Source organism: Nonomuraea typhae, assembly GCF_009760925.1.
GTDB lineage: Bacteria > Actinomycetota > Actinomycetes > Streptosporangiales > Streptosporangiaceae > Nonomuraea > Nonomuraea typhae.
The window spans coordinates 95,069-118,293 of sequence record NZ_VRLV01000017.1 but is presented as its reverse complement, the minus strand read 5'-3'; the positions used below and the strand labels follow the sequence as shown (position 1 = coordinate 118,293).

General features: G+C 72.0%; 21 protein-coding genes. 9 read left to right on the top strand and 12 right to left on the bottom strand.

What is annotated here, in order from left to right:
* Nucleotides 1-14: 14 nt before the first annotated feature.
* The gene (locus FVE25_RS43980; RefSeq protein ID WP_157253600.1) at nt 15-875 is read right to left on the bottom strand and encodes an RNA polymerase sigma-70 factor; all 861 of its coding nucleotides are present in this window, start codon (nt 873-875) and stop codon (nt 15-17) included.
* Nucleotides 875-1,738 carry an NAD-dependent epimerase/dehydratase family protein gene (locus FVE25_RS43975; RefSeq protein WP_157253471.1) on the bottom strand — a complete coding sequence of 288 codons (864 nt, stop codon included), beginning with the start codon at nt 1,736-1,738 and terminating at the stop codon, nt 875-877. Before FVE25_RS43975 ends, FVE25_RS43980 begins: the two co-directional genes overlap by 1 nt.
* A gap of 80 nt (nt 1,739-1,818) precedes the next feature.
* On the opposite strand from FVE25_RS43975, the gene FVE25_RS43970 reads away from it, so the two are divergent.
* The gene (locus FVE25_RS43970; protein ID WP_157253470.1) at nt 1,819-2,493 is read left to right on the top strand and encodes a ThuA domain-containing protein; all 675 of its coding nucleotides are present in this window, start codon (nt 1,819-1,821) and stop codon (nt 2,491-2,493) included.
* Here the strand turns inward: FVE25_RS43970 and FVE25_RS43965 are convergent.
* Entirely contained in the window at nt 2,483-3,085 is a 603-nt protein-coding gene (locus FVE25_RS43965) for a TetR/AcrR family transcriptional regulator (RefSeq protein ID WP_157253469.1), read from the bottom strand. The two genes, FVE25_RS43970 and FVE25_RS43965, sit on opposite strands and share 11 nt — an antisense overlap.
* A gap of 59 nt (nt 3,086-3,144) precedes the next feature.
* Between FVE25_RS43965 and FVE25_RS43960 the strand changes: the two genes are divergently transcribed.
* Genes FVE25_RS43960 through FVE25_RS43950 form a run of 3 tightly spaced genes read left to right on the top strand, consistent with a single transcriptional unit; the run spans nt 3,145 to nt 6,957 of the window.
* Nucleotides 3,145-3,771: an NAD(P)-dependent oxidoreductase gene (locus tag FVE25_RS43960; protein WP_157253468.1), complete on the top strand. Its 627-nt coding sequence runs from the start codon at nt 3,145-3,147 to the stop codon at nt 3,769-3,771.
* 52 nt (nt 3,772-3,823) lie between these two features.
* A complete protein-coding gene (locus FVE25_RS43955) occupies nt 3,824-5,473 on the top strand; it encodes an NAD(P)/FAD-dependent oxidoreductase (RefSeq protein WP_157253467.1) in 1,650 nt (549 codons plus the stop codon).
* Nucleotides 5,470-6,957, top strand: a complete 1,488-nt coding sequence (locus FVE25_RS43950) for an ATP-binding protein (RefSeq protein WP_157253466.1) — start codon at nt 5,470-5,472, stop codon at nt 6,955-6,957. Before FVE25_RS43955 ends, FVE25_RS43950 begins: the two co-directional genes overlap by 4 nt.
* Here the strand turns inward: FVE25_RS43950 and FVE25_RS43945 are convergent.
* The 4 genes from FVE25_RS43945 to FVE25_RS43930 form a co-directional block, all read right to left on the bottom strand.
* A complete protein-coding gene (locus FVE25_RS43945; RefSeq protein ID WP_157253465.1) occupies nt 6,954-8,660 on the bottom strand; it encodes a glycosyltransferase family protein in 1,707 nt (568 codons plus the stop codon). The two genes, FVE25_RS43950 and FVE25_RS43945, sit on opposite strands and share 4 nt — an antisense overlap.
* Before the next feature lie 62 nt (nt 8,661-8,722).
* Nucleotides 8,723-9,937: an alpha/beta fold hydrolase gene (locus FVE25_RS43940; RefSeq protein WP_246268410.1), complete on the bottom strand. Its 1,215-nt coding sequence runs from the start codon at nt 9,935-9,937 to the stop codon at nt 8,723-8,725.
* The gene (locus tag FVE25_RS43935; RefSeq protein WP_157253464.1) at nt 9,903-10,853 is read right to left on the bottom strand and encodes a LysR family transcriptional regulator; all 951 of its coding nucleotides are present in this window, start codon (nt 10,851-10,853) and stop codon (nt 9,903-9,905) included. Before FVE25_RS43935 ends, FVE25_RS43940 begins: the two co-directional genes overlap by 35 nt.
* Nucleotides 10,854-10,872: 19 nt before the next feature.
* Nucleotides 10,873-11,793: a carbon-nitrogen hydrolase family protein gene (locus tag FVE25_RS43930; RefSeq protein WP_157253463.1), complete on the bottom strand. Its 921-nt coding sequence runs from the start codon at nt 11,791-11,793 to the stop codon at nt 10,873-10,875.
* A 67-nt stretch (nt 11,794-11,860) separates the two neighbouring features.
* Here FVE25_RS43930 and FVE25_RS43925 point away from each other — a divergent pair, with 67 nt between their 5' ends.
* Both FVE25_RS43925 and FVE25_RS43920 read left to right on the top strand, forming a co-directional pair.
* Nucleotides 11,861-12,916, top strand: coding sequence for an LLM class flavin-dependent oxidoreductase (locus tag FVE25_RS43925; protein ID WP_157253462.1), 1,056 nt, complete (start codon nt 11,861-11,863; stop codon nt 12,914-12,916).
* Between the two features lie 51 nt (nt 12,917-12,967).
* Nucleotides 12,968-14,488 carry an AMP-binding protein gene (locus FVE25_RS43920; protein ID WP_157253461.1) on the top strand — a complete coding sequence of 507 codons (1,521 nt, stop codon included), beginning with the start codon at nt 12,968-12,970 and terminating at the stop codon, nt 14,486-14,488.
* Here the strand turns inward: FVE25_RS43920 and FVE25_RS43915 are convergent.
* A complete protein-coding gene (locus FVE25_RS43915; RefSeq protein WP_246268408.1) occupies nt 14,473-15,063 on the bottom strand; it encodes a TetR/AcrR family transcriptional regulator in 591 nt (196 codons plus the stop codon). The genes FVE25_RS43920 and FVE25_RS43915 overlap by 16 nt on opposite strands.
* A gap of 77 nt (nt 15,064-15,140) precedes the next feature.
* Between FVE25_RS43915 and FVE25_RS43910 the strand changes: the two genes are divergently transcribed.
* Nucleotides 15,141-16,271, top strand: coding sequence for a cytochrome P450 (locus FVE25_RS43910; protein ID WP_157253459.1), 1,131 nt, complete (start codon nt 15,141-15,143; stop codon nt 16,269-16,271).
* Here FVE25_RS43910 and FVE25_RS43905 read toward each other — a convergent pair.
* Nucleotides 16,268-17,152, bottom strand: a complete 885-nt coding sequence (locus FVE25_RS43905) for a cyclase family protein (protein WP_157253458.1) — start codon at nt 17,150-17,152, stop codon at nt 16,268-16,270. The two genes, FVE25_RS43910 and FVE25_RS43905, sit on opposite strands and share 4 nt — an antisense overlap.
* Nucleotides 17,153-17,181: 29 nt before the next feature.
* Here FVE25_RS43905 and FVE25_RS43900 point away from each other — a divergent pair, with 29 nt between their 5' ends.
* Complete coding sequence (locus FVE25_RS43900; RefSeq protein WP_157253457.1) at nt 17,182-18,390, top strand: serine hydrolase domain-containing protein; 1,209 nt, start codon at nt 17,182-17,184, stop codon at nt 18,388-18,390.
* Nucleotides 18,391-18,403: 13 nt separating this feature from the next.
* Here the strand turns inward: FVE25_RS43900 and FVE25_RS43895 are convergent, their stop codons facing one another.
* The 3 genes from FVE25_RS43895 to FVE25_RS43885 are packed head-to-tail and all read right to left on the bottom strand — an operon-like array spanning nt 18,404 to nt 21,466.
* Nucleotides 18,404-19,198, bottom strand: a complete 795-nt coding sequence (locus FVE25_RS43895) for an SDR family NAD(P)-dependent oxidoreductase (RefSeq protein WP_157253456.1) — start codon at nt 19,196-19,198, stop codon at nt 18,404-18,406.
* Between the two features lie 40 nt (nt 19,199-19,238).
* Nucleotides 19,239-19,829, bottom strand: a complete 591-nt coding sequence (locus FVE25_RS43890) for a cysteine hydrolase family protein (RefSeq protein ID WP_246268407.1) — start codon at nt 19,827-19,829, stop codon at nt 19,239-19,241.
* 50 nt (nt 19,830-19,879) lie between these two features.
* The gene (locus FVE25_RS43885; RefSeq protein ID WP_157253455.1) at nt 19,880-21,466 is read right to left on the bottom strand and encodes a BCCT family transporter; all 1,587 of its coding nucleotides are present in this window, start codon (nt 21,464-21,466) and stop codon (nt 19,880-19,882) included.
* Nucleotides 21,467-21,576: 110 nt separating this feature from the next.
* Here FVE25_RS43885 and FVE25_RS43880 point away from each other — a divergent pair, with 110 nt between their 5' ends.
* A complete protein-coding gene (locus FVE25_RS43880) occupies nt 21,577-23,217 on the top strand; it encodes a serine/threonine-protein kinase (protein WP_157253454.1) in 1,641 nt (546 codons plus the stop codon).
* Nucleotides 23,218-23,225 lie beyond the last annotated feature (8 nt).

The window sequence follows — 23,225 nt, the reverse complement described above, 5'->3', positions numbered from 1 at the left end:
CATCACGGCGTTTCCTACGACGCCTCCCGCACCCGGGTGAGCTTGTCCGGGTTGAGCACGCCGAGGATGCCGCCGATCTTGCCGTCGCGGATCTCGATCGCGATGAGCTGGTCGTTGCCCGCGACCTTGGTCAGCAGGGCGGGCCGGCCGTTGGCCTCGCCCAGGTGCATCTGGCCGAACAGGTACTTGGACATGAGACCGCCCAGGAAGGCGGTGACCTTGGCGCGGCCGACGATCGGATTGAGCGCCGCGCGCACCTTGCCGCCGCCGTCGTTCCACATGACGACGTCGTCGTGCAGGAGGCCGGTCAGGGCTTCGAGGTCGCCGCCGGACGCGGCGTCCATGAAGCGCCTCAGGAGCTCGGTGTGCTCCTCGTTGGTGGGGGTGAAGCGGTTGCGGCCTTCGGCCAGCCGTACCGATGCCCGGTGGTGCATCTGGCGGGCGTTGGCCTGCGTCACGCCGACGATCTCCGCGATCTCGGGGTAGGGCAGGTCGAACGCCTCGCGCAGCACGAACACCGCCCGCTCCGGCGGCGTGAGCCGTTCCATGAGGTGGAGGGTGGCGAGGGAGACCGTGTCGCGGAGTTCGACGGTGTCGAGCGGGCCGGCCTGCTCGGTGGGCACGGGCTCGGGCAGCCAGGGGCCGGTGTAGGTCTCGCGCTTCACCCGGGCCGAGCGCAGCTGGTCCAGGGCCAGCCGGGAGACGATGGTGACCAGGAAGGCCCGCGGCTCCTTGATCTCGTCCTTGTCGACCGCCTGCCAGCGGATCCACGCCTCCTGCACCACGTCTTCCGCGTCCCACATGCTGCCGAGCAGGCGGTAGGCCAGCCCGAGCAGCATGGGACGGTGTTCCTCGAATTCCTCCACGTTCTGCATCATGCCGTTTCCCGGAGGAAGCTCGCATAGCGGGGCCGCCAGTTGAGCCAGAGCCGGGCGCGGGTGTTGTCGGCGCCGCGCAGGCGGGTCATGAACGCCACGCCCCAGCCGCCGGCCACCAGCCGGGCCAGGGCCACGGGCAGGTGCTTGGGCTTGGGGGCGCCCAGGCGTGCGGCCAGCGCGGGCAGCCATTCGCGGACCATGAGCGGGGTGTCGTCCACGACGTTGAGGGCGCCGCTGACGTCCCGGTCGAGGGCGGCGACGATCGCGGTGGCGGCGTCGTGGGTGCTGGTGAAGGAGAAGACCGAGCGGCCCTCGCCGATGATGGGCATCGTGCCCGCCAGGACGGCCCGCGTCGTGGAGCCGCCGGTGTCGTAGGCGGTGCCGGGGCCGGTCAGGTGACCGAGGCGGAGCACCAGGCCGCCCGCCTCGGCCAGGCGGCGTTCCAGCTCGGCCAGGCCCGCGCGGGCGGCGCGGAACTGCGCGGGCGGATCCGGCCACAGCGGGGTGTCCTCGTCGGCCGGCCCCTCCCCCGGCTCGTAGGCGTAGGCGAGGCTCTGACCGAGGTGCCGGGCGCGCGGCGCGGCCTCGATGAGGTTGCGGGTGCCCTCCGTGCGCAGGCGGTCGGTCAGGGCGATCTCCTTGGCGAACCTGCGCGGGTTGATCGTGTGCGGGATGGCGGTGAGCAGGTTGACGACCGCGTCCGGCGCCGCCTCGCGGACGAAGCGGGCGGTGGAGTCGCGGTCGAGGGCGTCCAGCCCGGTGGCCCGCGACCCCGCGACCACGTCGTGCCCGACGGCTTCGAGCAGCGGAACCAGCCGGCGGCCGATCACTCCGGTCGCTCCGGCGACGAGAACTCTCATGATCACTCCCCGGTAGTGCTGACATCCCCTGGACGGAACAGCCCCTTGGGTTGTGACAACTTCCGTGATGTGGTTTGCAGGTGGCGAGAAATCTCATTCTTTCCGGAGGGCTCTACCACGACTTCGACGCCACGTCGGCGGCCCTGGCCGAGGTGCTGGCCGAGGTCGGCGTCGAGTCCGAGATCACCGAGGACATCGCGGGCGCGCTGGGCGAGCCGCCGGAGGTCCAGCTCATCACCGTGAACGCGCTGCGCTGGCGCATGGACCTCGACCGCTTCGCCGACCAGCGCGCGCAGTGGCGCTTCGAACTGCCCGCCCAGGCGCGCACCACGCTCCTGGACCACCTCGACCGCGGCGGCGGGCTGCTGGCCATGCACTCGGCCGCGATCTGCTTCGACGACTGGCAGGGCTGGCCGCGGGTGCTGGGCGGCTGCTGGTCCTGGCCCAAGTCGCACCATCCGCCGCTGGGCTGGACGGGCGTGCGGGTGGCCGGCGACCATCCGATCGTCTCCGGCCTGCGCGACTTCGACCTCGTGGACGAGGTCTACAGCGACCTCGACGTGCTGCCCGACGTCCGGCCGCTGGCCACCTCGAACGGCCAGCCGCTCGTCTGGGCCCGTCCGGTACGGCGCGGCCGCGTCGTCTACGACGCCCTGGGCCACGACACGCGTTCCTACGACAACGAGGTGCACCGCACGCTGTTGCGCCGGGCGGCGTTGTGGCTGCTGAAGCGCCCGGTCGGCGTCAGCGAGTGATCGGGCCCAGCAGGGCGCGCACGATCGCCCGCGCGTAGTCCTCGGGAGGCTGGGGCAGCTCGACGAAGTGGGCCATGTGCCCGCGGTGGTAGCAGGCGCCCATGAGCAGGCTCGCCAGCGCGTCGCAGTCGGCCTCGGGCGCGAGCCGCCCGCCGCTCCGCTCGGCGCGCAGGATCGAGGCGAGCACCCTGATCGGCAGGTGGGGGCCGACGTCCTGGCTGGCCAGCATGCCGCGGAACGTGGCGAGCAGGGCGGGGTCGCCGATGATGCCGGAGCCGATCGGCGCGCTGCCGGTGTAGAAGGCGATGGCCGCGCCGGCGAACTCGGTGACGTTGGCGAGCAGGTCGCCCTGCCCGGTGGAGACCTGCAGCCGCCTCAGCGAGGGGGCCAGCGCGGGCATGTGCTCCAGGATCACCGCCAGGAACAGCTCCTCCTTGCCGCTGAAGTGTTTGTAGAGCAGCGCCTCGGAGCATCCGGCGAGCTTGGCGATGCGTTTGGTGGTGGCGCCGGCGATGCCGTACTCGAGGATCCCCTGGTAGGTGGCCTCGATGATGCGCTCGCGGGTCCGCTCGGCTTGACGGTGAGTAGGCACTCACCCATCATAGGGGTGAGTGAGCACCCACTCACCCCTGACGCAGAGGAGTGTTTGCCATGAGGATCACCCTGTACGGCGCGACCGGCGCCACGGCCCGCCTCTTCACCGCCCGGGCCCTGCGCGAAGGCCACGTGATCACCGCGGTGGCCCGCCGCCCGGAGGCGATCACCGAGCGCCACCCCGGGCTGTCCGTGGTCAAGGGCGACGTCATGGACCGCGAGACGCTCTCCCTCGAGCGGGACACCGACGCCGTCGTCTTCCTGGCCGGGCCCACGAAGGGCGGCCCGCACACCATCTACGCCGACGGCGTCCCCAACGTGATCGAGGCGATGAACGAGACCGGGGTCAAGCGCCTCATCGTGGTCACCAACGGCCTCATGAACGGCCCGTCCGACACGCCGGTCCAGCGCCTGACCAAAATCCTGGTCCGCGGGGTCTTCCTGAAGCACTCCTACCAGGACAACGCCCGCCTCGTGCGCCTCATCCGCGGCAACCCGCTCGACTGGACCGTCGTCCGCCCGCCCAGGCTCCTGAACTCCCCGGCCCGCGGCGCCTACCGCACCGCCGTGGACGACTGCGTGCGCGGCGGCATGACCATCACCCGCGCCGACCTCGCCGACGCCGTGCTGCGCGTCCTTCCCGACCCCGGCACCCACCGCCACACGGTGGACGTGGCGTACTAGCCGAAATCCCATGACATCCTTCCCTTAGGGGAACCTTCGGGAAGGGACGGGCATGGACAAGCCGGTCATCGTGACAGTCGACGACGATCCGGGCGTGTCGCGCGCAGTCGCCCGCGACCTCAGACGCCGGTACGGCCAGCAGTACAGAATCGTCCGCGCGGAGGCGGCGCAGCAGGGCATCGAGGCCGTCAAGGAGATGCGCCTGCGCGGCGACGACATCGCCGCGATCCTGGCCGACTACCGGATGCCGCAGATGAACGGCGTGCAGTTCCTCGAGGCCGCGATGGACATGTATCCCTTCGCCAGGCGTGTCCTGCTCACCGCCTACGCCGACACCGACGCCGCGATCCAGGCGATCAACGTGGTGGACCTCGACCACTACCTGCTCAAGCCGTGGGACCCGCCGGAGGAGAAGTTCTACCCGGTCATCGACGACCAGCTCGACGCCTGGCAGCGCACCGACCGGCGCGAACGGGCCGAGCTGCGGGTGGTCGGCGACCGGTGGTCGTCGGGCTCGTACAAGGTGCGCGACTTCCTGGCCCGCAACCAGGTGCCCTACCAGTGGATGCTGGCCGACGACCCGGAGGCCACGCAGCTCATCGCCGCCGCCGGCCAGGACTGCCGCCTCCCCCTGGTGATCACCTCCGAGGGCGAGATCCTGGAGGCGCCCGACCAGGCGCGGCTGGCCGGGGCCGTGGGCCTGTCCACCACGCCGGCCACGGACTTCTACGACCTGATCGTCATCGGCGGCGGCCCCGCGGGGCTGGGCGCGGCGGTGTACGGCGCCTCCGAGGGCCTCCGGACCGTGCTGGTGGAGTCGCTGGCCACCGGCGGCCAGGCCGGCCAGAGCTCCAGGATCGAGAACTACCTGGGCTTCCCCGACGGCGTCTCCGGCGCCCAGCTCGCCGACCGGGCCCGCCGCCAGGCGCTGAAGTTCGGCGCCGAGATCCTCACCGCCCGCAAGGTCGCCAGCCTGGAGCCGCGCGGCCAGGCCAGGGTCGTCGGCTTCCACGACGGCGGCGAGATCGCCGCGCACGCCGTCATCCTGGCGACCGGCGTCAGCTACCGCCGGCTCTCCGCCCCCGGCCTGGACGACTTCGTCGGCCGGGGCGTCTACTACGGCGCCGCGCTCACCGAGGCCCCCGCCTGCGTGGGCAACGAGGTGTGCATCGTCGGCGCGGCCAACTCGGCCGGTCAGGCCGCCGTCTACCTGGCGGGATTCGCCAGCAAGGTCCATTTGTTGGTGAGGGGTGACGGACTGGAGGCGTCCATGTCGCACTACCTCATCGAGCAGATCGCGGCCGTCCCCAACATCGAGGTCCACATGCAGACCCAGGTGTCGGCCGGGCACGGTGACGGCCATCTGGAGCGGGTGACGGTCTCGACCAAGGGCGAGGACCGTGACATCGACACCCAGTGGCTGTTCGTGTTCATCGGGGCCGAGCCGTACACCGAGTGGATGGGCGAGGCGGTGGAGCGCGACCCGCGCGGCTTCGTGCTCACCGGGCCCGACCTGGTGCAGGGCGGCAAGCGGCCACGCAACTGGACGGCGCGGCGGGAGCCGTACTTCCTGGAGACGAACGTGCCCGGGGTGTTCGCGGCCGGCGACGTGCGTGCCGACTCGATCAAGCGGGTGGCCTCGGCCGTCGGCGAGGGGGCGATGGCCGTCTCGCTGGTGCATCGGTACCTGGAGAAGCAATGACGAACCAACACGGTGAACAGCCGGATGCGGGGTGCGGCGTGGTCGAGGGCGGTTACGGACCTATCGACATAGACGAGCTGCGCAAGCTCTTCCTGTTCGAGAAGCTCACGGACGGGCAGCTCACCAAGCTCGCGACCAGCGGCAAGGTGGTGGCGTTCGAGGCCGGGCAGGACGTCATCACGCAGGGCGAGCCGGCCGAGTGCTTCGCGGTGCTGATCTCCGGCGAGATCCAGATGATCCAGGAGACGGTGAGCGCGGGCACGGTCGCCATGCCGCGCACCTCCCAGCCCGGTGTGTACGGCGGCGCCACCTCGGCGTACCTGGCCGACCGGGCGCCGGACACCTACCAGCACACGCTGCGCGCCACCGCCCCCACGCACATGTTCATCCTGCCGGCCAAGAAGTTCGCGCACATCGTGACCGAGTGGTTCCCGATGGCGATGCACCTGCTGGACGGCGTGCTGTCCGGCGGCAGGATGCAGCGGGAGATCATCGACCGGCGGCAGCGGCTGACCGCGCTGGGCACGATCACCGCCGGGCTGACCCACGAGCTGAACAACCCGGCCGCCGCGGCGGTGCGGGCGGTGGGCGAGTTGCGCCAGCTCATCAAGGAGTCCCGCATGCAGCTCGCCCAGCTGGCCGAGGACGGGATACCGCCGCAGAAGCTGCGGACCATGATCGAGATGCAGGACGCGTGCGCGAGCGCCGTCGGCCGGCTCGCGCCGCGCAGCCCGCTGGAGATCTCCGACGCCGAGGACGAGCTGGGCGAGGCGCTGGAGGCGATCGGCGTGGACGACGCGTGGGACCTGGCGCCCGCGCTGGTCAACGCCGGGTTCGACCAGATGAACCTGGACAAGATCGTGCAGAAGGTGGGCCGGGAGCACGTGCCGGGCGCGGTCCGCTGGCTGGCGGACGCGGTCGAGATCTCCCAGATGCTCAACGAGGTGACCGAGGCCACCGAGCGCATCACCAAGCTCCTGGCCTCGGCCAAGCAGTACTCGCAGATGGACCGGGCGCCGTTCCAGATGGTCGACGTGCACGACCTGCTGGACAGCACGGTGACGATCTTCCGCGGCAAGATCGGCCCGGGGATCACCGTGGTCACCGACTTCGACCGCACGCTCCCGGAGATCCCCGCCTACGCCGGCGAACTCAACCAGGTGTGGACGAACCTCATCCACAACGCCCTGGACGCCATGGGCAGCGAGGGCACGCTCACGATAAGGACCGCCCACGACGAGGACGAGGCGATCATCGAGATCGGCGACACCGGCCCCGGCGTCCCCGACGCCATAAAGGACCGCATCTTCGAGCCGTTCTTCACCACCAAGACGGTCGGCCAGGGCACCGGCCTCGGCCTGGACATCTCCTACCGGATCGTGGCCGGCCGGCACGGCGGCGAGCTGAAGTGCCGCTCGGTGCCGGGCGACACCTGGTTCGAGGTACGGCTGCCGCTGAAGGAGACCGTCCAGACCCAGCCCTAGCAGGCCGACCAGGTCACCCAGCCCTGGCCGGCGCCGCTGACCCGCCAGCCCGCCGGGGGCGCGCCCGCCTCCGGCGCGGCCACGACCGTGCACACTCCCCGCGGGATGGGCTGATCGGGCAGGTTGACGCGTTCCAGCTCGGTCCAGTGGACGCGGTGGATCAGGTGCACCCAGGTCCTCCAGCTCACCCGCGTGTCCAGCGCGACCCGGCCGTGGCTGATCCGCGGTAGCCCGTCCTGGCCCGCCGCCGGGGCGGACTTGGGGGCCAGGCCGGCGGCGAAGGCCACGTTCGGCACCGCCAGGGCGGCGGCCGCCAGCAGGACGACGGCCTTTCTGCGCAGCACGGCGGCGGCGGTGATCCCGGTCAGGAGGACCAGCGCCGCGACCGAGGCGCCGCCCATGTCGAAGCGGTCGCGGACGCCGGTGAGGAAGGCCGTCTCGGGGAAGTCGAAGGCGATGTAGTGATAGCGGCTGAGCCGGTCACCGGCGTACCAGGCGGCCAGGCCGCCGCTGACGGCCAGCGTTCCGGCGGAGGCGGCCGCCGCGGCCAGGACCGTACGCCGCCGGGCCCGCACCAGCACCACCAGCCCGGCCAGGGTCCAGGCCACGGCGACGCAGGCCAGGTAGCGGCCGTAGACGTAGTTGCCGACGCGGTGCTCGTCCGGGAGGGCGGCCGACGAGGTGTAGGCGATGCCGAGGGTGAGCGCGAGGAGCGCCCCGGCCGGCACCGGCAGGGCACGCGGCCGCACGGGCGGCCAGGTCGCCTCGGACCCGCGGGCGCGGCGCAGGCTCCTGACCACCAGGACCACGGCCGCTGCGATGCCGATCCCGGCCAGCCCCCATGTGGCCGCGATCAGGTACCAGAGCTGGCCCAGGGCCCCGGCCACCGACCGGAGTTGCCCGTCGAGGCCGGTGAGCCGGTCGAGCGCCAGGCCGGACAGGTCCCGGGGGCCGCCGGGGTACAGCGCCGCCTTGAGGTGCCCGTTGAGGAGTGTCCCGGCGCCCGCGGTCAGCAGGCCGGAGCCCAGCGCCACCAGCCCGGGCCGTAGCGACCCGCGGCGCAGGGAGGCCAGGACGGTGACGGTGAAGACCCCCATCACCACCGTCCCGCGCAGGTGCATGGTCATCGCGAGCCCGGACAGCGCCCCGGCCACCGCCCCGGCGGCCCAGGAGCGCCGCTCCAGCAGGTCGTGCAGGGCCAGGAGCCAGCCCAGCACCAGCGTGGGGAGCACCGCGTCCACCAGGGCCAGCCCGGAGAACACCAGCACCGAGGGCGCCAGCCCGGCCACGAACGCCAGGGCGAGCGCCGCCCGGCGGCCCAGCGACAGCCTGCGCAGCACCAGGTACGCCAGGGGGAAGGCGAGGGCGGCGGCCAGGGAGCCGATCACGACGACCAGCCGGTAGACGGTCACGGGGTCGCCGGTCACCCAGTAGACGGGTGTCAGCAGCAGCGGATATCCACCCTGGTAGAAGGTGGAGCCCGAGTAGTCACCGCCGGGCCCGCCGGCCAGCAGGCGCGCCGCCAGCAGGTAGCCGACCTCGTCGGGGTTGGCGACGGGCCCGGTGTGATAGCGGAACATCCACAACCGCAGCAGCACCTGGGCGAGCCAGCCGCCGGCCAGCAGCCAGATGGGGCGGAGGGCACGGCGGCGGGGTTGCGGAGCAGGCCCGGTTGTCGGGCGATCGATGACAGACGACTGCATAGTCCGGCGATTCCATCGATCACCGCCTAACTCGCCTGTAACCCGATCAGGTTATGCGGGGGTTAGACCTGTCCCGCGATCATGTCCATGAGCCGGGCGGTGACCTTCTCGCCGTCGGCGCGGAAGCCGTTGTGCTCGTACTCGTTGGTGATCCAGGTCCGCACGTTCCCGACCCGGGCCGCGGTCTCCAGGGAGAACCCGGCGTCGACGTACATGTCGTCGTGGTAGACCACCGCGGCCACCGGCACCTGGTTGGCGGCCAGCCGTACCGGATCGTAGAGGGGACCCCAGGTGGCGTCGGCGGCGAGCGCGTGGGCGGTCTCCTTGTAGGGGCGCAGGGCGCGGATCTCGTCGAACATCCAGGGGTAGATCATCTCGCCGGTGAACGTGCCGGGCTCGTCGAGGTCCTTGGGGCGCAGCCGCTCGGCCGACCACGCGGTGGCGGCGCCCTGGGCGTAGGTGGGCTCGTGCATGAGGGCGTAGAGCGGTGACCCGATGAAGCCGGTGATGGCCATGACCTGGTAGAGGAAGACGTCGGAGAGCCGGTCGCCGTGCCACGCCTCGTCGAGCAGCCAGTGGACGCTCTCGTAGCCGTCGCTCATGCCGAACTGCTGGCCGAGCGTCTGGAAGCGGCGGTGGGTGAGGCGGTCGCCGTCGGGCAGCAGGACCTCGTTCGCCTCCAGGTGGTGCGCGATGCGCTCGACCTTGACGGCGTCCCCGGGGTAGCGGCGGTAGTAGGCGGCGGTCTTGTCGCACACGCGCGGGTAGGTGCGGGCGTAGACCTCGTCGGCGGTGGCGTCCAGCCCGGCCAGACCGCCGGTGACGTGGCACGCCCTGAGCCCTTCGGGGGCCAGCGACAGGTAGGTCAGCGTGATGAAGCCGCCGTAGCTCTGGCCCCAGGTGTCCCACTGGGGGATGCCGAGCGCCTTCCTGATGTGCTCGCAGTCGCGCACGATCGCGTCGGCGCGGAAGTGGCGGTAGTAGTCCGCGCCGGCGGGCTGCGCGGGGGTGCTGCGGCCGGTGCCGCGCTGGTCGAGCAGGAGCACGCGGTGGGTTTTCAGGATGTGCCGGAAGTGCGCCTGCCCGGACAGCCGGGGTGACTTGCCGCCGGGACCGCCCTGGAGGAAGACCGCCCACGGCAGGTCGTCGCCCGCCCTGGCCGGGTCCGCGATCTCGCGGGCGAAGACCCGGATCGAGGCCCCGCCGGGGTCGTCGTGGTTGAGCGGGACGGTGAACTCGTGGTCAACGGCCGTCAGGCCGGGCATCGTCACTCTCACGCCGTAACCCTAACCAGCTCACGTATCGGGGACGTTCCCGGGCATGCGCCGCGAAGATCTCCGCGCCCAGCCGCCGTACCTCCTCCGCCCGCGCGGCCACCTGCCCGTCCGGGTGCCACACCAGCAGGTGGCGCATGGTCAGCGGCGTCCCGGCCAGCGGCCTGATGACCAGCCCGGGGCTCTCCGCGAACGTGGCCCGGCACGGCGCGACGGCGCCGCCGTTGGTGACCATCTCCCGGATGACCCAGCCGTCGGAGGCCTTGTGCGGGGTGCGCGGGGCGAACCCGGCCCGCACGCAGGCCAGCAGGAAGCACTCGGGCCACCCGCCGCCGTCGGGCGGCGCCAGCACGAACGCCTCCCCGGCCAGCTCCGCCAGGCCGACCTCCTCCTGTACGGCCAGCCGATGCGTGTCCGGCAGCGCGATGAAGACCGGCTCCTCGGCGATGACCGTGGAGCGCAGCGGCTTCGGCGGCCGGAGTTCGTGCTCGCGGTAGTCGGCCACGACCGCGGCGTCCAGCCGGCCGGCGGCGACCAGGTCGCACAGCAGCCGGGGCGAGTCGTCGGTGTAGGAGGTGACCTGGCCGGCGCCGAGCCGGTCGACGAGTCCGGGCAGGATCGGGCCGGCGACGCCGCCCAGCCGTACCTCTCCGACGGGGCGGGCGGCGGCGCCGCGCAGGAGCTCGTCCATGCCCATGAGCAGGAGGCGCGCGCGTTCCAGGACGTACTCGCCGAGCGCGGTCGGCTCCACGCCCTGGTGGCCGCGGGCGAACAGCCTGCCGCCGAGGGCGCGCTCGATGCGCTGGAGCTGGGCGGTGAGGGCGGGCTGGGAGGTGCCGAGGGCGGCGGCGGCCTTGGTGAGGCTGCCGGCGTCGGCGATGGCGCAGACGACCCGCAGGTGGCGCAGCTCCAGGCTCATGGGATCACCGGTCCAAGGCTCAATCGGTGAAGTCGGCGGCGTTGAGGCGGCGGCGGCTCACCTCCAGGCGGAAGACGTCCGGCCGGTTGTAGTGGCCGGCCGGGTCGAAGTTCTGCCGTTCGCCGCGCACGAGCGCGGGGTCGAGGTCGGCGGTGACGAGGCGTTCCTCGCCGGAGACGGGCGCGACGATCCATGCGCCGTCGGGGCCGGCGACGGCCGAGCCGCCGTCGGCGCGCGAGCCGCGGTCTTTCAGGACGTCGTAGAAGGGGAAGTCCTTGGGCACGTCGGCGTAGGAGAACAGCGCGCCGGCGGCCAGCGAGTAGACGCGGCCCTCGCGGGCGATGAAGCGGGTGATGTCCTCGGTCAGGCTGGTGGAGCCGGGCCAGACGGAGACGTGCAGGTCGATGCCCTGGGCGTAGAGGGACTGCCGGGCGACGGGCATCCAGTTCTCCCAGCAGTTGAGTCCGCCGACCCGGATGTCCTTGAAGGTGTGGGCGCGCAGGCCGTGGCCGTCGCCGATGCCCCACACGAGCCGCTCCTCGAAGGTGGGCATGAGTTTGCGGTGGGCGGAGACGACGCCGTGGTCGGGCGAGATGGCGACCAGCGTGCAGTAGACGGTGCCGGCGACGCGTTCGGTGATGCCGAGGTAGGTGAAGACGCCGAGGTCGCGCACGGCCTCGGTGATCGTGGCCAGTTCCGGCCCGGTGAGCTCGACGGCGGCGTCGAGGTAGTAGGCGTAGGCGCGCTTCTGGTCGGCGTTGCCGAACTCGGCGCCGTTGGTCTTGTCCACCCAGAAGGGGTATCCGGACAGGAACGTCTCGGGGAAGGCGACCAGTTCGACGTCCTCCGCACGGGCCTGCTTGAGGACGTCGAGGACCTTGGCGGTGCCCTGCCGGGGATCGAGCCAGGGGCAGCGGACCTGGGCGGCGGCGATACGCATGGCGTGATCCTATAGCTCCTGATACGCTGCCCAAGCGAGCGCTTGGTTCACTGTGAGGGGCTGACGCATGAGGTTCTCGACCTTCCACCTCTTCCACCGGTTCGACGGCCAGAGCTTCAAGGACGTCTACGACTACCACCTGGAGCTCATCGAGCTGGCCGAGGAACTGGGCTTCGACGGGGTACGGCTGGCCGAGCACCACTTCCGCGACTACGGCGTCGTGCCCAACCTGTTCACCCTGCTCGCCCACGCCGCCGCCCGCACCACGCGGATCCGGCTGGGCACCGGCATCGTGGTGCTGCCCCTGCACAACCCGATCCACGTGGCCGAGGAGGCCGCGCTCGTGGACGTGCTCTCCGGCGGGCGGCTGGACCTCGGGATCGGCCGCGGATACCAGAGCTTCGAGTTCGAGGGGTTCGGCATCGACCTGGCCGAGGCGCGCGACCGGTTCAACGAGGCGCTGGAGGTCATCCTGGGCCTGTGGACCTCGCCGGAGTACCGGCACGAGGGCAAGTTCTACAAGACCGGCACCGAGGTCACGCTCACCCCGCGCCCGCTCCAGGCTCCGCACCCGCCCATCCACGTGGCCGCCGTCTCCCCCGAGACCGTGACGATGTACGCCGAGCGCGGGCTGCCGATCCTGGCCGATCCGGCGGCGCCGTTCAAGAAGGTCGTGGGCGCGGCAGAGCGCTGGCGCGAGACCGCCCGGCAGGCCGGGCACCCCGAGGACGCCGAGCTCGTGGTCGCCCGCAGCGTCTACGTGGCGCCCACGGTCGAACGGGCCCGCGCGGACCAGGCCCGCTTCGAGGCCGCCTTCGACCGCTCGCGCATCTTCAACGAGAAGAGCGCCCCGATCGACGCCAAGACCGGCAAGGCCGCCCAGGGCTTCGAGTACTACCAGGACCGCTACCTCAAGGGCGGCACGGTCTCCGCCGACTTCCGCTGGGAGCAGCTGGAGGTGATCGGCGACCCGGCGCGGGTGATCGAGCAGGTCACGCTGCTGCGCGAGGCCGGATTCAGCAACCTGCTGTGCGACTTCGGCAGCACGAGGCCGCTGCCGCTGGAGGAGATGAAGCAGGTCATGCGGTTCTTCGCCGCCGAGGTCATGCCAGCTTTCCGCTGATATTTCATGATGTACGGCAGGCGGTGCCGTACCGGATCACCAGGAGGCGCGATGATCCACGACCTGACCCTCTCCGACGTCCTGTCCGAGCACGCCCGCAGCCGCCCCGCGGCCACCGCGGTCGTGGACGGGGACCTGCGCCTGACCTACCCGCAGCTCGACGCGCGGGTCTCCCGGCTGGCCGGCGCCCTGGCCGGGCAGGGCGTGGCGGCCGGGGAACGGGTGCTCTGGCTGGGCCAGAACTCCCACGCGGTCCTGGAGCTCCTGCTGGCCTGCTCGCGGCTGGGCGCGATCTTCTGCCCGGCCAACTGGCGGCAGGCGGCCGGCGAACTGCGCTTCGTCCTGGCCGACCTGGAGCCGCGGGTCGTGGTGTGGGAGCACTCGGAGACGACCGCCGCCCTCGTGCCCGGGGAGGCGGCGGGCTTCGCCGAGGTCGGGCGGCCCGCCTCCTGGGTTCGGGCGGGCGAGGAGTACGAGGAGTTCCTGGCCTCCGGCGAGGTCCACGACTTCCCGCCGGTCGCCGACACGCTGCCGGTGCTGGCCCTCTACACCGCCGCCTTCGCCGGCCGGCCGAACGCCGCCCTGCTCAGCAGCGCCGCGCTGGTCGCGCACAGTTCCTCCCTGCTGGTGGTGCGGCAGATGGAGCCGGACTTCACGTTCCTGGCCAACGGGCCGCTGTTCCACGTGGGCACCATGATGTTCTGCCTGGCCACGCTGCAGATCGGTGGGACGAACGTGTTCATGCCCGCCTTCGACGCCGAGGAACTGTGCCGGCTCGTGGACGCGGAGAAGGTCACGCAGGCGTTCCTGTTCGGGCAGATGATCGACGCCGTGGTGGCGGCCAACTCGGGCGGCAAGTACGACCTGTCGTCCCTGCGGTTCGTCGCGCACTCGGCGGAGTGGGATGAGATGACCACGCCGGACGACTCGCCCTGGTGCCGCTCGAAGATGGGCGGGTACGGGCAGACGGAGGTCGGCGGAATGCTGACCTTCCTCGGGCTGGCGCCGGGGGCGGCGGGGTTCGCGGGGCGGCCGTCGCCGCTGGTGCAGGTGCGGATTCTGGCTCCCGACGGCACGGAGGTGCCGGCGGGTGAGGTGGGCGAGATCTGCGCGAGGGGCAAGAGCCTCTTTTCCGGATATTTCGCCCGGCCGGACTTAAATGCGGCTAAGTCGGCGTACGGCTGGCATCACACCGGCGACCTCGGCCGCCGCGAGAGCGACGGGACGATCACCTTCATCGGGCCCAGACTCCGGATGATCAAGTCGGGGAACGAGAACGTCTACCCGGCCGAGGTCGAGCGGGCGCTCAAGGCGCATCCGGCCGTGGCCGACGCCGCCGTCATCGGCGTGCCCGACGAGCGCCGGCACCAGGCGGTCAAGGCGGTGGTGGTGCCGAGGCCCGGCGAGACGGTCACCGAGCAGGACCTGATCGAGCACGTCAGAACCACGCTGGCCGGCTACAAGAAGCCCCGGGAGGTGGTCTTCGCCGAGGCCGTCCCGAAGAAGGGCTTCCTCCCCGACTACGACGCCCTCGACGAGCAGTACGGCGGCGGCAACTACCCCGGCGTGTAGTCCAGCGGCAGGCCGGCAGCGAGGTGGGCCAGCGCGCGGTCCAGCTCCGCCGGCCCGTCCATGTCCGGATCCTTGGCCCAGTCGAACCAGACGTTCACGACGACGCCGACGATCGCGCCGGTCAGGTTGCGGATCTCGGCATCGTCGGCCGCTCGCCCGGCCCGGTCGGCCAGAAGCCCCTGGATCGTCCTGATCGCCGTGCTGACGTTCTCCAGGCTCGCCGCCCACAACTCGGGCACGGTCAGCATGAGCTTCTCGCGCTCGAGCCCTTCGGCGACCTCCTCGTCGCTCTGCGCGGCGAAGACGGCGCGCATGGCCTGGCGCATCGCCTCGATCGGGTGCAGGTCGCGCGGCAGCGTGGTCAGCACGTCCGCGAACGGCGGGAACTGGTCGAGCAGCACCAGGTCTTCCTTGGTGGCGAAGTAGCGGAAGACCGTGCTGGGCGCGACCTCGGCGGCCTCGGCGACCTGCTCGACCGTGGTGGCCGCATACCCCTGCTCGCGGAACAGGCGCAGCGCCTCCTTCTGGATCAAGGCCCGCGTCTTGGCCTTCTTCCGCTCACGGAGCCCGCTCATGATCTCCATTCTGCCGCTCTTCGACGTTCGAGACAAAATGCTAGTCAACTCTGAAAAGAGAGTCTACTCTCGAAATCATGGAATTCCCTCAGACCTTCACGAACCGCCTCGAGCTGCCCATCACCCCCGTGGCGTCCTACGACGGCCACCCCGGCTGGCTGGTCACCCGGCACGCCACGGTCAGGCAGGTCCTCGCCGACCCGCGTTTCAGTGCCCGCCAGGAGCTCCGGCGCCCGATCTTCCAGCCCGTCCGAGTCAACGGACCCCGCGAGCCGGCCGCGCCCGGCTGGTTCTCCGCCATGGACGCGCCCGAGCACACCCGCTACCGGCGCCACCTGCACACCTGGTTCACCGCCCGCAACCTCAAGAAGCTCGAGCCGAGGGTCACCGAGATCGCCCGCGAGCTCCTGGACGCCATGGACGACCCGGCCGACCTGGTCCGCGACTACGCGCTGCCGCTGCCGTCCCGGGTGATCTGCGAGATCCTCGGCGTGCCGTACGCCGACCACGAGTTCTTCGAGGCCGAGACCGCGATCGTGGCCGCCTACGAGGCCGAGCCCGCCCGGGCCGCCATGATCCGGCTGGCCGCCTACATCCGCGAGCTGGTCGAGCGCGGGCCGGAGGACGGGGTGCTGGCCGAGCTGATCGCGAACGACAGCGGCCTCACCCACGAGGAACTGGCCAACATCGGCCTCGGCCTGCTGACCGCCGGGCACGAGACGACCGCGCACATGATCTCGCTCGGCGTGCTGGCGCTCCTGGAACACCCCGATCAGCTCGCCGCGCTGGCCACCGACCCGGAGCTGATGGGCACGGCCGTCGAGGAGCTGTTGCGCTACCTGTCGATCCTTCACCTGGGCGCGCCCAATCGGGTCGCGCTGGAGGACGTGGAGCTCGACGGCGTGCTGGTCCGGGCGGGCGAGACGGTGACCGTCAGCCTGCCGGTCGCCAACCGCGACCCCGAGGTGTTCCCCGGCCCGGAGCGCCTCGACCTGGCCCGTCCGGAGGCCCGCGAGAACCTCGGCTTCGGCCACGGCGCGCATCTGTGCCTCGGCCACAACCTCGCCCGGATGGAGATGGCCATCGCCTACCGGGAGCTGTTCGCGCGCCGGCCGACGCTGCGGCTGGCCGTACCCTCCGACCAGGTCGTGCTGCGCCTGGACGCGGTGGTGTTCGGCGCGGTCAGCCTCCCCGTGACCTGGGACTAGAGGATCGCGAGCGGGTTGAGCGGGCTCGCGGTGCCGCCCTGCAGCCGCAGCGGCGCCGCCACGAACACGAAGTCGGTACGGCCGGCCGCCGCGAGCTCCTCCAGCCAGAGCATCTCGGCCAGGTGGATGCCGTGGCGGTGCAGAAGGATCAGGTGGAGATCGTCCTCGAGATCCTCGTCCGCGAGCTGGCGGGAGTTGAGCCCGCCGATGGCGGCGTTGTCGGCGGCCACGACCGCCACGTCCCGCTCGGCCAGCCACCGCCCGGCCTCCGCCGACAGGCCGGGCTGCCCCGACCAGTACTCCTCCGGCGAGCGCCCCCACACCAGCGGCCAGCCGGTGCGGACGACCGCGACGTCGCCCGGCCCGACGTCGGCGATCGCGGCCAGCTCCGCGGCCGAGACCCGGTGGGCGGCGGGCAGGTGGTCCACGCCCAGGTGGCGCGGCACGTCGAAGAGCACCCCTCTGGCCACCACGCCGCCCACCTGGTCGATCCCGCATTTCTTGGCCCCGTAGGAGCGCACCTCGCCGGCCGGGTGCCCGTTGTACAACTCCTCGCCGGACCACATGTGGCACAGCGCGTCCATGTGGGTGGTGGTGCCGTGCGGGGAGACGATCAGCGCGTCGTCGGCCATGCGCAGCCCGGCGCCCACCGGCAGGGCGCCGGCGGCGAAGTCGGCGCCGTCGATGGACATGTAGTGCTGCGGCAGCGGACGGCCGCGCAGGTGGGGGCCCTTGCGGCCGATCGGTGCGGCCAGGCTGACCACCTGGCCGGTGACGGCGGCGCGCAGCGCGCTCAGCACGGCGGGGCCGTTGAGCAGGTTCAGAGTGCCGCGCTGATCGTCTGGGCCGAAGCGGCCCCAGTTGTTAGGCTCGGGAACCAAGTAAGCGCTTCCTTTCACGCGGAGGTCAGATGTACTGCGATCCCCGGTTCTCGCGGGTGCGTGAGGTGTTCGAGGGGCAGTTCGCCGACGGCGAGGAACTGGGAGCGGCCTTCGCCGTCTACCTCGACGGCGAACTGGTCGTGGACCTGTGGGCCGGTGTGGCCGACCGCCGCACCGGCCGCGCCTGGGAGGCGGACACGCCCGCCTTCGCCTACTCCTGCACCAAGGCGCTGACCGCCGCCGTGGCCCTCGGCGTGATCGACGACGTGACCTCGCCCGTCACCCGCTTCTGGCCGGAGTTCGCCACCCCGGCGACGACCGTGGAACACCTGCTCGCCCACCAGGCCGGGCTGCCCGTCGTGGAGGACCCGGTGCCGGTGGAGGAGTTCGCCGACCTGCCCGCGATCGCCGACCGGCTGGCCCGCCAGCGTCCCCTCTGGGAGCCGGGCACCGCCCACGGCTATCACGCGCTGACCTACGGGTTCCTGGTGGGCGAGGTGGTGCGCCGCATCACCGGCACGTCGATCGGCGACCTGGTGGCCGCCCAGATCGCCGGGCCGCATGACCTGGACCTGTGGGTGGGCGCCTCCGAGGAGGTCATCACCAGAGCCGCCCGCCTCACCACCACACCGCCTGAAGGCAGGGCTCCCGCCACCGGAGGTACGGCGCCCGCCGCTAGAGGTACGGCTCCCGCCGCTGGAGGTACGGCGCCCGCTGTGACTGGCGCGGCGCCCGCGGCCGCGATGCCCGCCGACAGCCCGGCCGCCCTGGCGGCGCTCGATCCCGGCAGCCTCATGAACCGGGCTCTCGGCAACCCCGGCATGCACCTGCTCAAGGGCGGCGCCAACCACCCGGTGATCCTGCGGGCAGGCTGGCCGGGGGCGGGGGTGGTGACCACGGCCAAGGGCCTGGCCGGCTTCTACCGGGCCCTGATCGGGGGCGAGCTCCTCCCCCACGACCGCCTGCGCGAGGCGGTGCGCCGCCGGGTGGACGGCCAGGACCGGGTGCTGCTCATGGACAGCGCGTTCGGCCTGGGCTTCGCCCGCCCGTCCTCGACCTTCCTGGCCCCGCCCAAGGCGGCCGAGGCGTTCGGCCACGGCGGCCTGGGCGGCTCCCTCGGCCTCGGCGACCCCTCCCGGGGGCTGGCCTGCGCCTACGTGATGAACCGCCTGGCCGGCAGCGTCACCGGCAGCCTGCGTGCGCACCGTCTGATCTCGGCCGTCTACGACGCGTTGTGACACCGGCGCGCCCTCAGTGCATCGTCACGCCGCCGCTGACCGAGAGCGTCTGCCCGGTGATGTAGGCGGCGCGTTCGGTGCAGAGGTAGGCGACCAGCCCGGCCACGTCGGCCGGTTCGCCGAGGCGGCGCAGCGGGATGCTCTTGGCGATCTTGTCGACCAGGCCCGGCTTCTCCGCCTCGACCCGGCGCAGCATGGGCGTGTCCGTGGGCCCGGGGCAGACGACGTTGGAGGTGACGTTTCCCTTGGCCGCCTCCCTGGCCAGGGTCTTGGCCAGCCCGAACAACCCCGCCTTGGTGGCCGCGTAGGCGCCTTCGCCTCCGGATCCGGCCTTGGCCCCGTCCGAGGAGATGAACACCAGCCGCCCCCAGCCCCGCTCCACCATCCCGGACAGCAGGAGCTTGGTCATCAGCATGGGCGCCCTCAGGTTGACCAGCCACATGAGGTCCCAGGACGCCGGGTCGCTCTCGGTGAACGGCTCCACGACCGACACCCCGGCGTTGTGCACGAGCACGTCCACCGCGCCGGCCCCCGCGCAGAACTCGGTGATGGAGGCGGGGTCGGCCAGGTCCACCCGGCGCGCCTCGGCCCGACCCTGGCCTTCCGACCAGGCCGTGCCCCCGGAGTCCACGACCCAGGGAAAGGTGTGGGCCAGCCCGGCCGCCACCTTGTCGGCCGCCTCCTGCTCGACGTCGGCGACGATCACGTGCGCCCCCAGCGAGACCAGGTCCGCGCAGATCGCCGCGCCGATGGCGCCGCCGCCCCCGGTCACCACCGCGGTCCGGCCGTCCAGCCGCAGCCCGTCCATCGTGCTCACCCCTTCCGGATCAGCCCGTGCCCGCACGGGCTCACGTCCACGCCGCGACGAGCTCGGCCGTGCTCACGCGGGTGGCCAGCAAGCTCAGTGTGTGCCTCAGTACGGCTGCCGCATAGTCGTCCGGCACTCCGGCGACGGCGTCCTTGACCACGGTGACCCGGTAGCCGAGGTTGACCGCTTCGAGGGCGAGCCCGGGGATGCCGAGGTTGAGCGAGACCCCGGTGGCCACGACGGTGGTGACGCCGAGCGAGCGCAGGGTCGTGTCGAGGGAGGTGCCGGTGAACGGGGAGAAGCCGTGGTAGCGGCGGCTCTCCAGGTCGCCGGGTGCGCGCAGGCCGTCGAGCACGTCCACGGCGGGGGTGCCGTCCAGCATGTGCGCGGGGTCGCGCAGCAGGCCGGCGATGAAGGGGCAGTTGCCGGTGTGGGAGCCGATCCGGTCGGCGCGGAAGGCGGCGGTGCAGTGGATCACCGGGATGCCGGCCGCGCGGGCGGCGTGCAGTACGGCGGCGGTGTTGGGGATGACGTCGTGTTTGTCGCAGGCGCCGACGAGTTCCGGAAATTTCGTGAGTTCGCCGATGACGCCCCGCTGCATCTCCATCACCAGCACCGCCGTACCGCCCACCCAGACCTCCAGCCAAGCGCTTGCTTGCTGAGCCAGCGTAACACCCGGCCTCACTCCCGCGGCAGCGGCGAGGACGGCGCGTCCTCGTCCCCCACCACGCGCTTGATCGCCACCCACAAGCCGTACGGATGCCCGCGCACCGGCAGCGGCCCCGCGCCGGGATCGGCCCGCAGTTCCTTGACCAGCGCCGCGCACATGAGCACCATCACCACCACGAACGGCAGCGCGATGATGATCGTGGCCTGCTGCAACCCGGTCAGCCCGCCCGAGATCAGCAGCACCACCGCCACGGACCCGATGAGCACGCCCCAGACGATCACCAGCGGGCGCGGGGGGTGCAGCGAGCCGCGGGTCGAGAGCGAGCCGAGCACCAGCGAGGCCGAGTCGGCGCCGCTGACGAAGTACAGGGCGATGAGGATCACGGCCACGACGGTGGTCACCGCGGCCAGCGGCAGGTGGTCCAGCAGCGCGAACAACGCGGACTCGGCGCCCTGGGCGATGGCAGGGGCGAAGTCGGCGCTGCCGTTCCGCTGCATGATCAGCGCGCTGCCGCCGCTCACGCAGAACCAGATGACGCTGACCGCGCTCGGCACGAGCATCACGCCGACGATGAACTCCCGGATCGTGCGCCCGCGCGAGATGCGGGCGATGAACGCGCCGACGAACGGCGCCCAGGACAGCCACCACGCCCAGTAGAAGATCGTCCAGGTGCCCAGCCAGTCCTTGCCGATGAACGCGCCGGTCCTGGTGGACATCGAGATCAGGTCGCTCAGGTAGCCGCCGACGGTCGCCGGCACCAGGTCCAGGATGGCCACCGTGGGGCCGAAGACGAAGATGACGACGGCCAGCGCGATCGCCAGATAGACGTTGACCGTGCTCAGCCACTGCACGCCCCCATGGACGCCGGTAGCCGCCGAGATCACGAAGCACAGGGTCAGCACGATGATGATGACCACCTCGGCCTGCCGTCCGCTGAAGTCGAACAGCTCGTTCAGCCCGTGCTCCACCTGGAGCGCGCCGAGCCCGAGGCTGGTGGCGGTGCCGAAGACCGTGGCCAGGATGGCCAGCAGGTCCAGCACCCTGCCGACGCCCTTGCGGTGGCCGAACAGCGGCTCGAAGGCGGCGCTGAACTGGTTGCCGCGGCCCTTGCGGAAGGTCGAGTACGCCAGGGCCAGGCCGGTGATGGCGTAGATGGCCCACGGATGCAGCGTCCAGTGGAAGAGCGTGTACTCCATCGCGGTGCGCGCGGCGTCCGGGGTGCCGGGCCGCACGCCGATGCCCTGGGGCGGCTTGAAGTAGTGCGTCAGAGGCTCGGCCACGCCGTAGAACATGAGGCCGATGCCCATGCCGGCGGCGAACATCATGGCCATCCAGGCCAGCGTGGTGAACTCGGGCGTGTCGTCGTCGCGGCCGAGCCGTACCTTGCCGTAGCGGCCGGCGGCCAGCACCAGCGCCAGGACCAGGAAGAAGTCGGCGGCCACCACGAAGACCCAGCCGCAGTTGGCCAGCACCCATCCCAGGGCGCGCTCGCCGACGGCGTTCAGCGAGTCGGCCGCGACCGCGCCCCAGACCACTACGGCGAGCAGCAGGGTCACGGCGATCGCGAACAACGGAAGATCGGGCTTGTCACTCTTCATCACGCAACGTAATACCCCATTAACGGAGGGCGAAATATCCCGGGCCGTGACAACCGGAACCGTGGATGAGACCGTCGATACGGAGACGGCCGTGTCCTTGGGGGTTCGCTTTGGTCCCTGGTTACCGCGAAGTTCGCCAGCTCGGCGCCGGCCGCACCGGCCGCGTGTTCCTCGCCACCTACCAGGCCACCGGAGCCTATGTGGCGATCAAATACCTCAACGCCACCCTCCGCCGCGACGAGGAGTTCATGGCCCGCTACCGGGCCGAGACCCCCCGGCTGGTCGAGATCGGCGACCCGGCCGTGGTCACGTTCTACGAGTACGTCGAGACCGCCACCCGGGCCGCGGTGGTGATGGAGCTGGTCGACGGCGTCTCGCTGCGCACGCTGCTGACCGAGCACGGCCGCACCAGCCCCGAGGCGGCGCTGGTGGTGCTCAAGAGCATGCTGCAGGGCCTGGCCGCCGCCCACGAGAAGGGCCTGGCGCACCGTGACGTCAAGCCGGAGAACGTGCTGGTGCAGGCGGACGGCGCGGCCAAGCTGACCGACTTCGGCATCGTGGTGCACGCCGAGGAGCCCGGCGTGCCGCCGGGCAGCCCGCCGTACATGTCGCCGGAGCTCTGGACCGCGGGTACGGCCGGCGTCCCCGCGGACCTGTACGCGGCGGCGTGCGTGTTGTTCGAGTGCGTGAGGGGGCGTGCGCCGTTCCGCGCGGAGGACGTGGCGGCGCTGCGTGACAAGCACCTGGTGGCGCCGGTGCCCATCGAGGTGGTTCCGGACACGCTGCGCGACCTGCTGCGGCGGGGCCTGGCCAAGGATCCGGGGGTGCGGTACGCCTCGGCCCGGCAGTTCGCGGCGGAGCTGGAGGAGGACGCGGTCGCCGGATACGGGCCGGAGTGGGAGCAGCGGGGCCGCCGCCACCTGGCGGAGCTGGCCACGCTGCTGGCGCTGCGATTCCCGCTGGCCAAGCCGGACGGCGAGGATACGGCTCCGGCCGCGCGACGGGAACGGCGCCGGATCGCGGTGCCCAGCATGCCGCCGCACCTGTGGGTGGCGGGCGCGACGGTGGCGGCGGTGGCGATCGGGCTCGTGCTCTCCGGCGGACGGCTGCCGCCCGGCCCGGCCACGGTGCTGGTGCCGCCGGAGGAGACGCCGCAGGGGCTGGCCCACAGCCCGGCCACGCAGCCGCCTGCCCGCAGGACCACGCCGACGCCGGCCGCCACCCGCCCGCGCACCACGGCGGCGGGCTCGCCGACGCCCCGCACGCCGGCGAGCAGCCCGCCCCTGCCCACGGGCAGCTTCCCGCCGCCGCCCATGCCGACCGGGACCGGGCGGCCCCCGACCACCGCTGCGCCCCCGCAGCCCACGGCCACCCCGCCGCCACGTGCGCAGGCGGTGCGATCGGCCAGCATCGTGGGGTGGAGCGGGTCGGCGGGCGCGGTGCAGGTGGCGGCGTCGGGTCCCGGCCCGGTCCGGCTCACGGTCTCCTACACGCGCAGGGAGGACGGCGAGACCTCCCAGGTGGTGCACCGGGAGACGACCACGCTCAGCGGGCAGACCTCCTACACCTCGGGGTTCACGCGCGACCTCGGGGACGTGCCGTGCGGCCGGCGGGCCTACTTCGGCGTGCTGGTCCTGACGACGCCGGCCGCGGCCAACGGCCCGCAGGTCAGCGAGGTCGCCATGGACGGCCCCGCCTGCCCGTCCCCCTCCGCGAGCGAGTCCGAGGCCACGCCGTCGCCCACGGAGTGAGCCCGCCT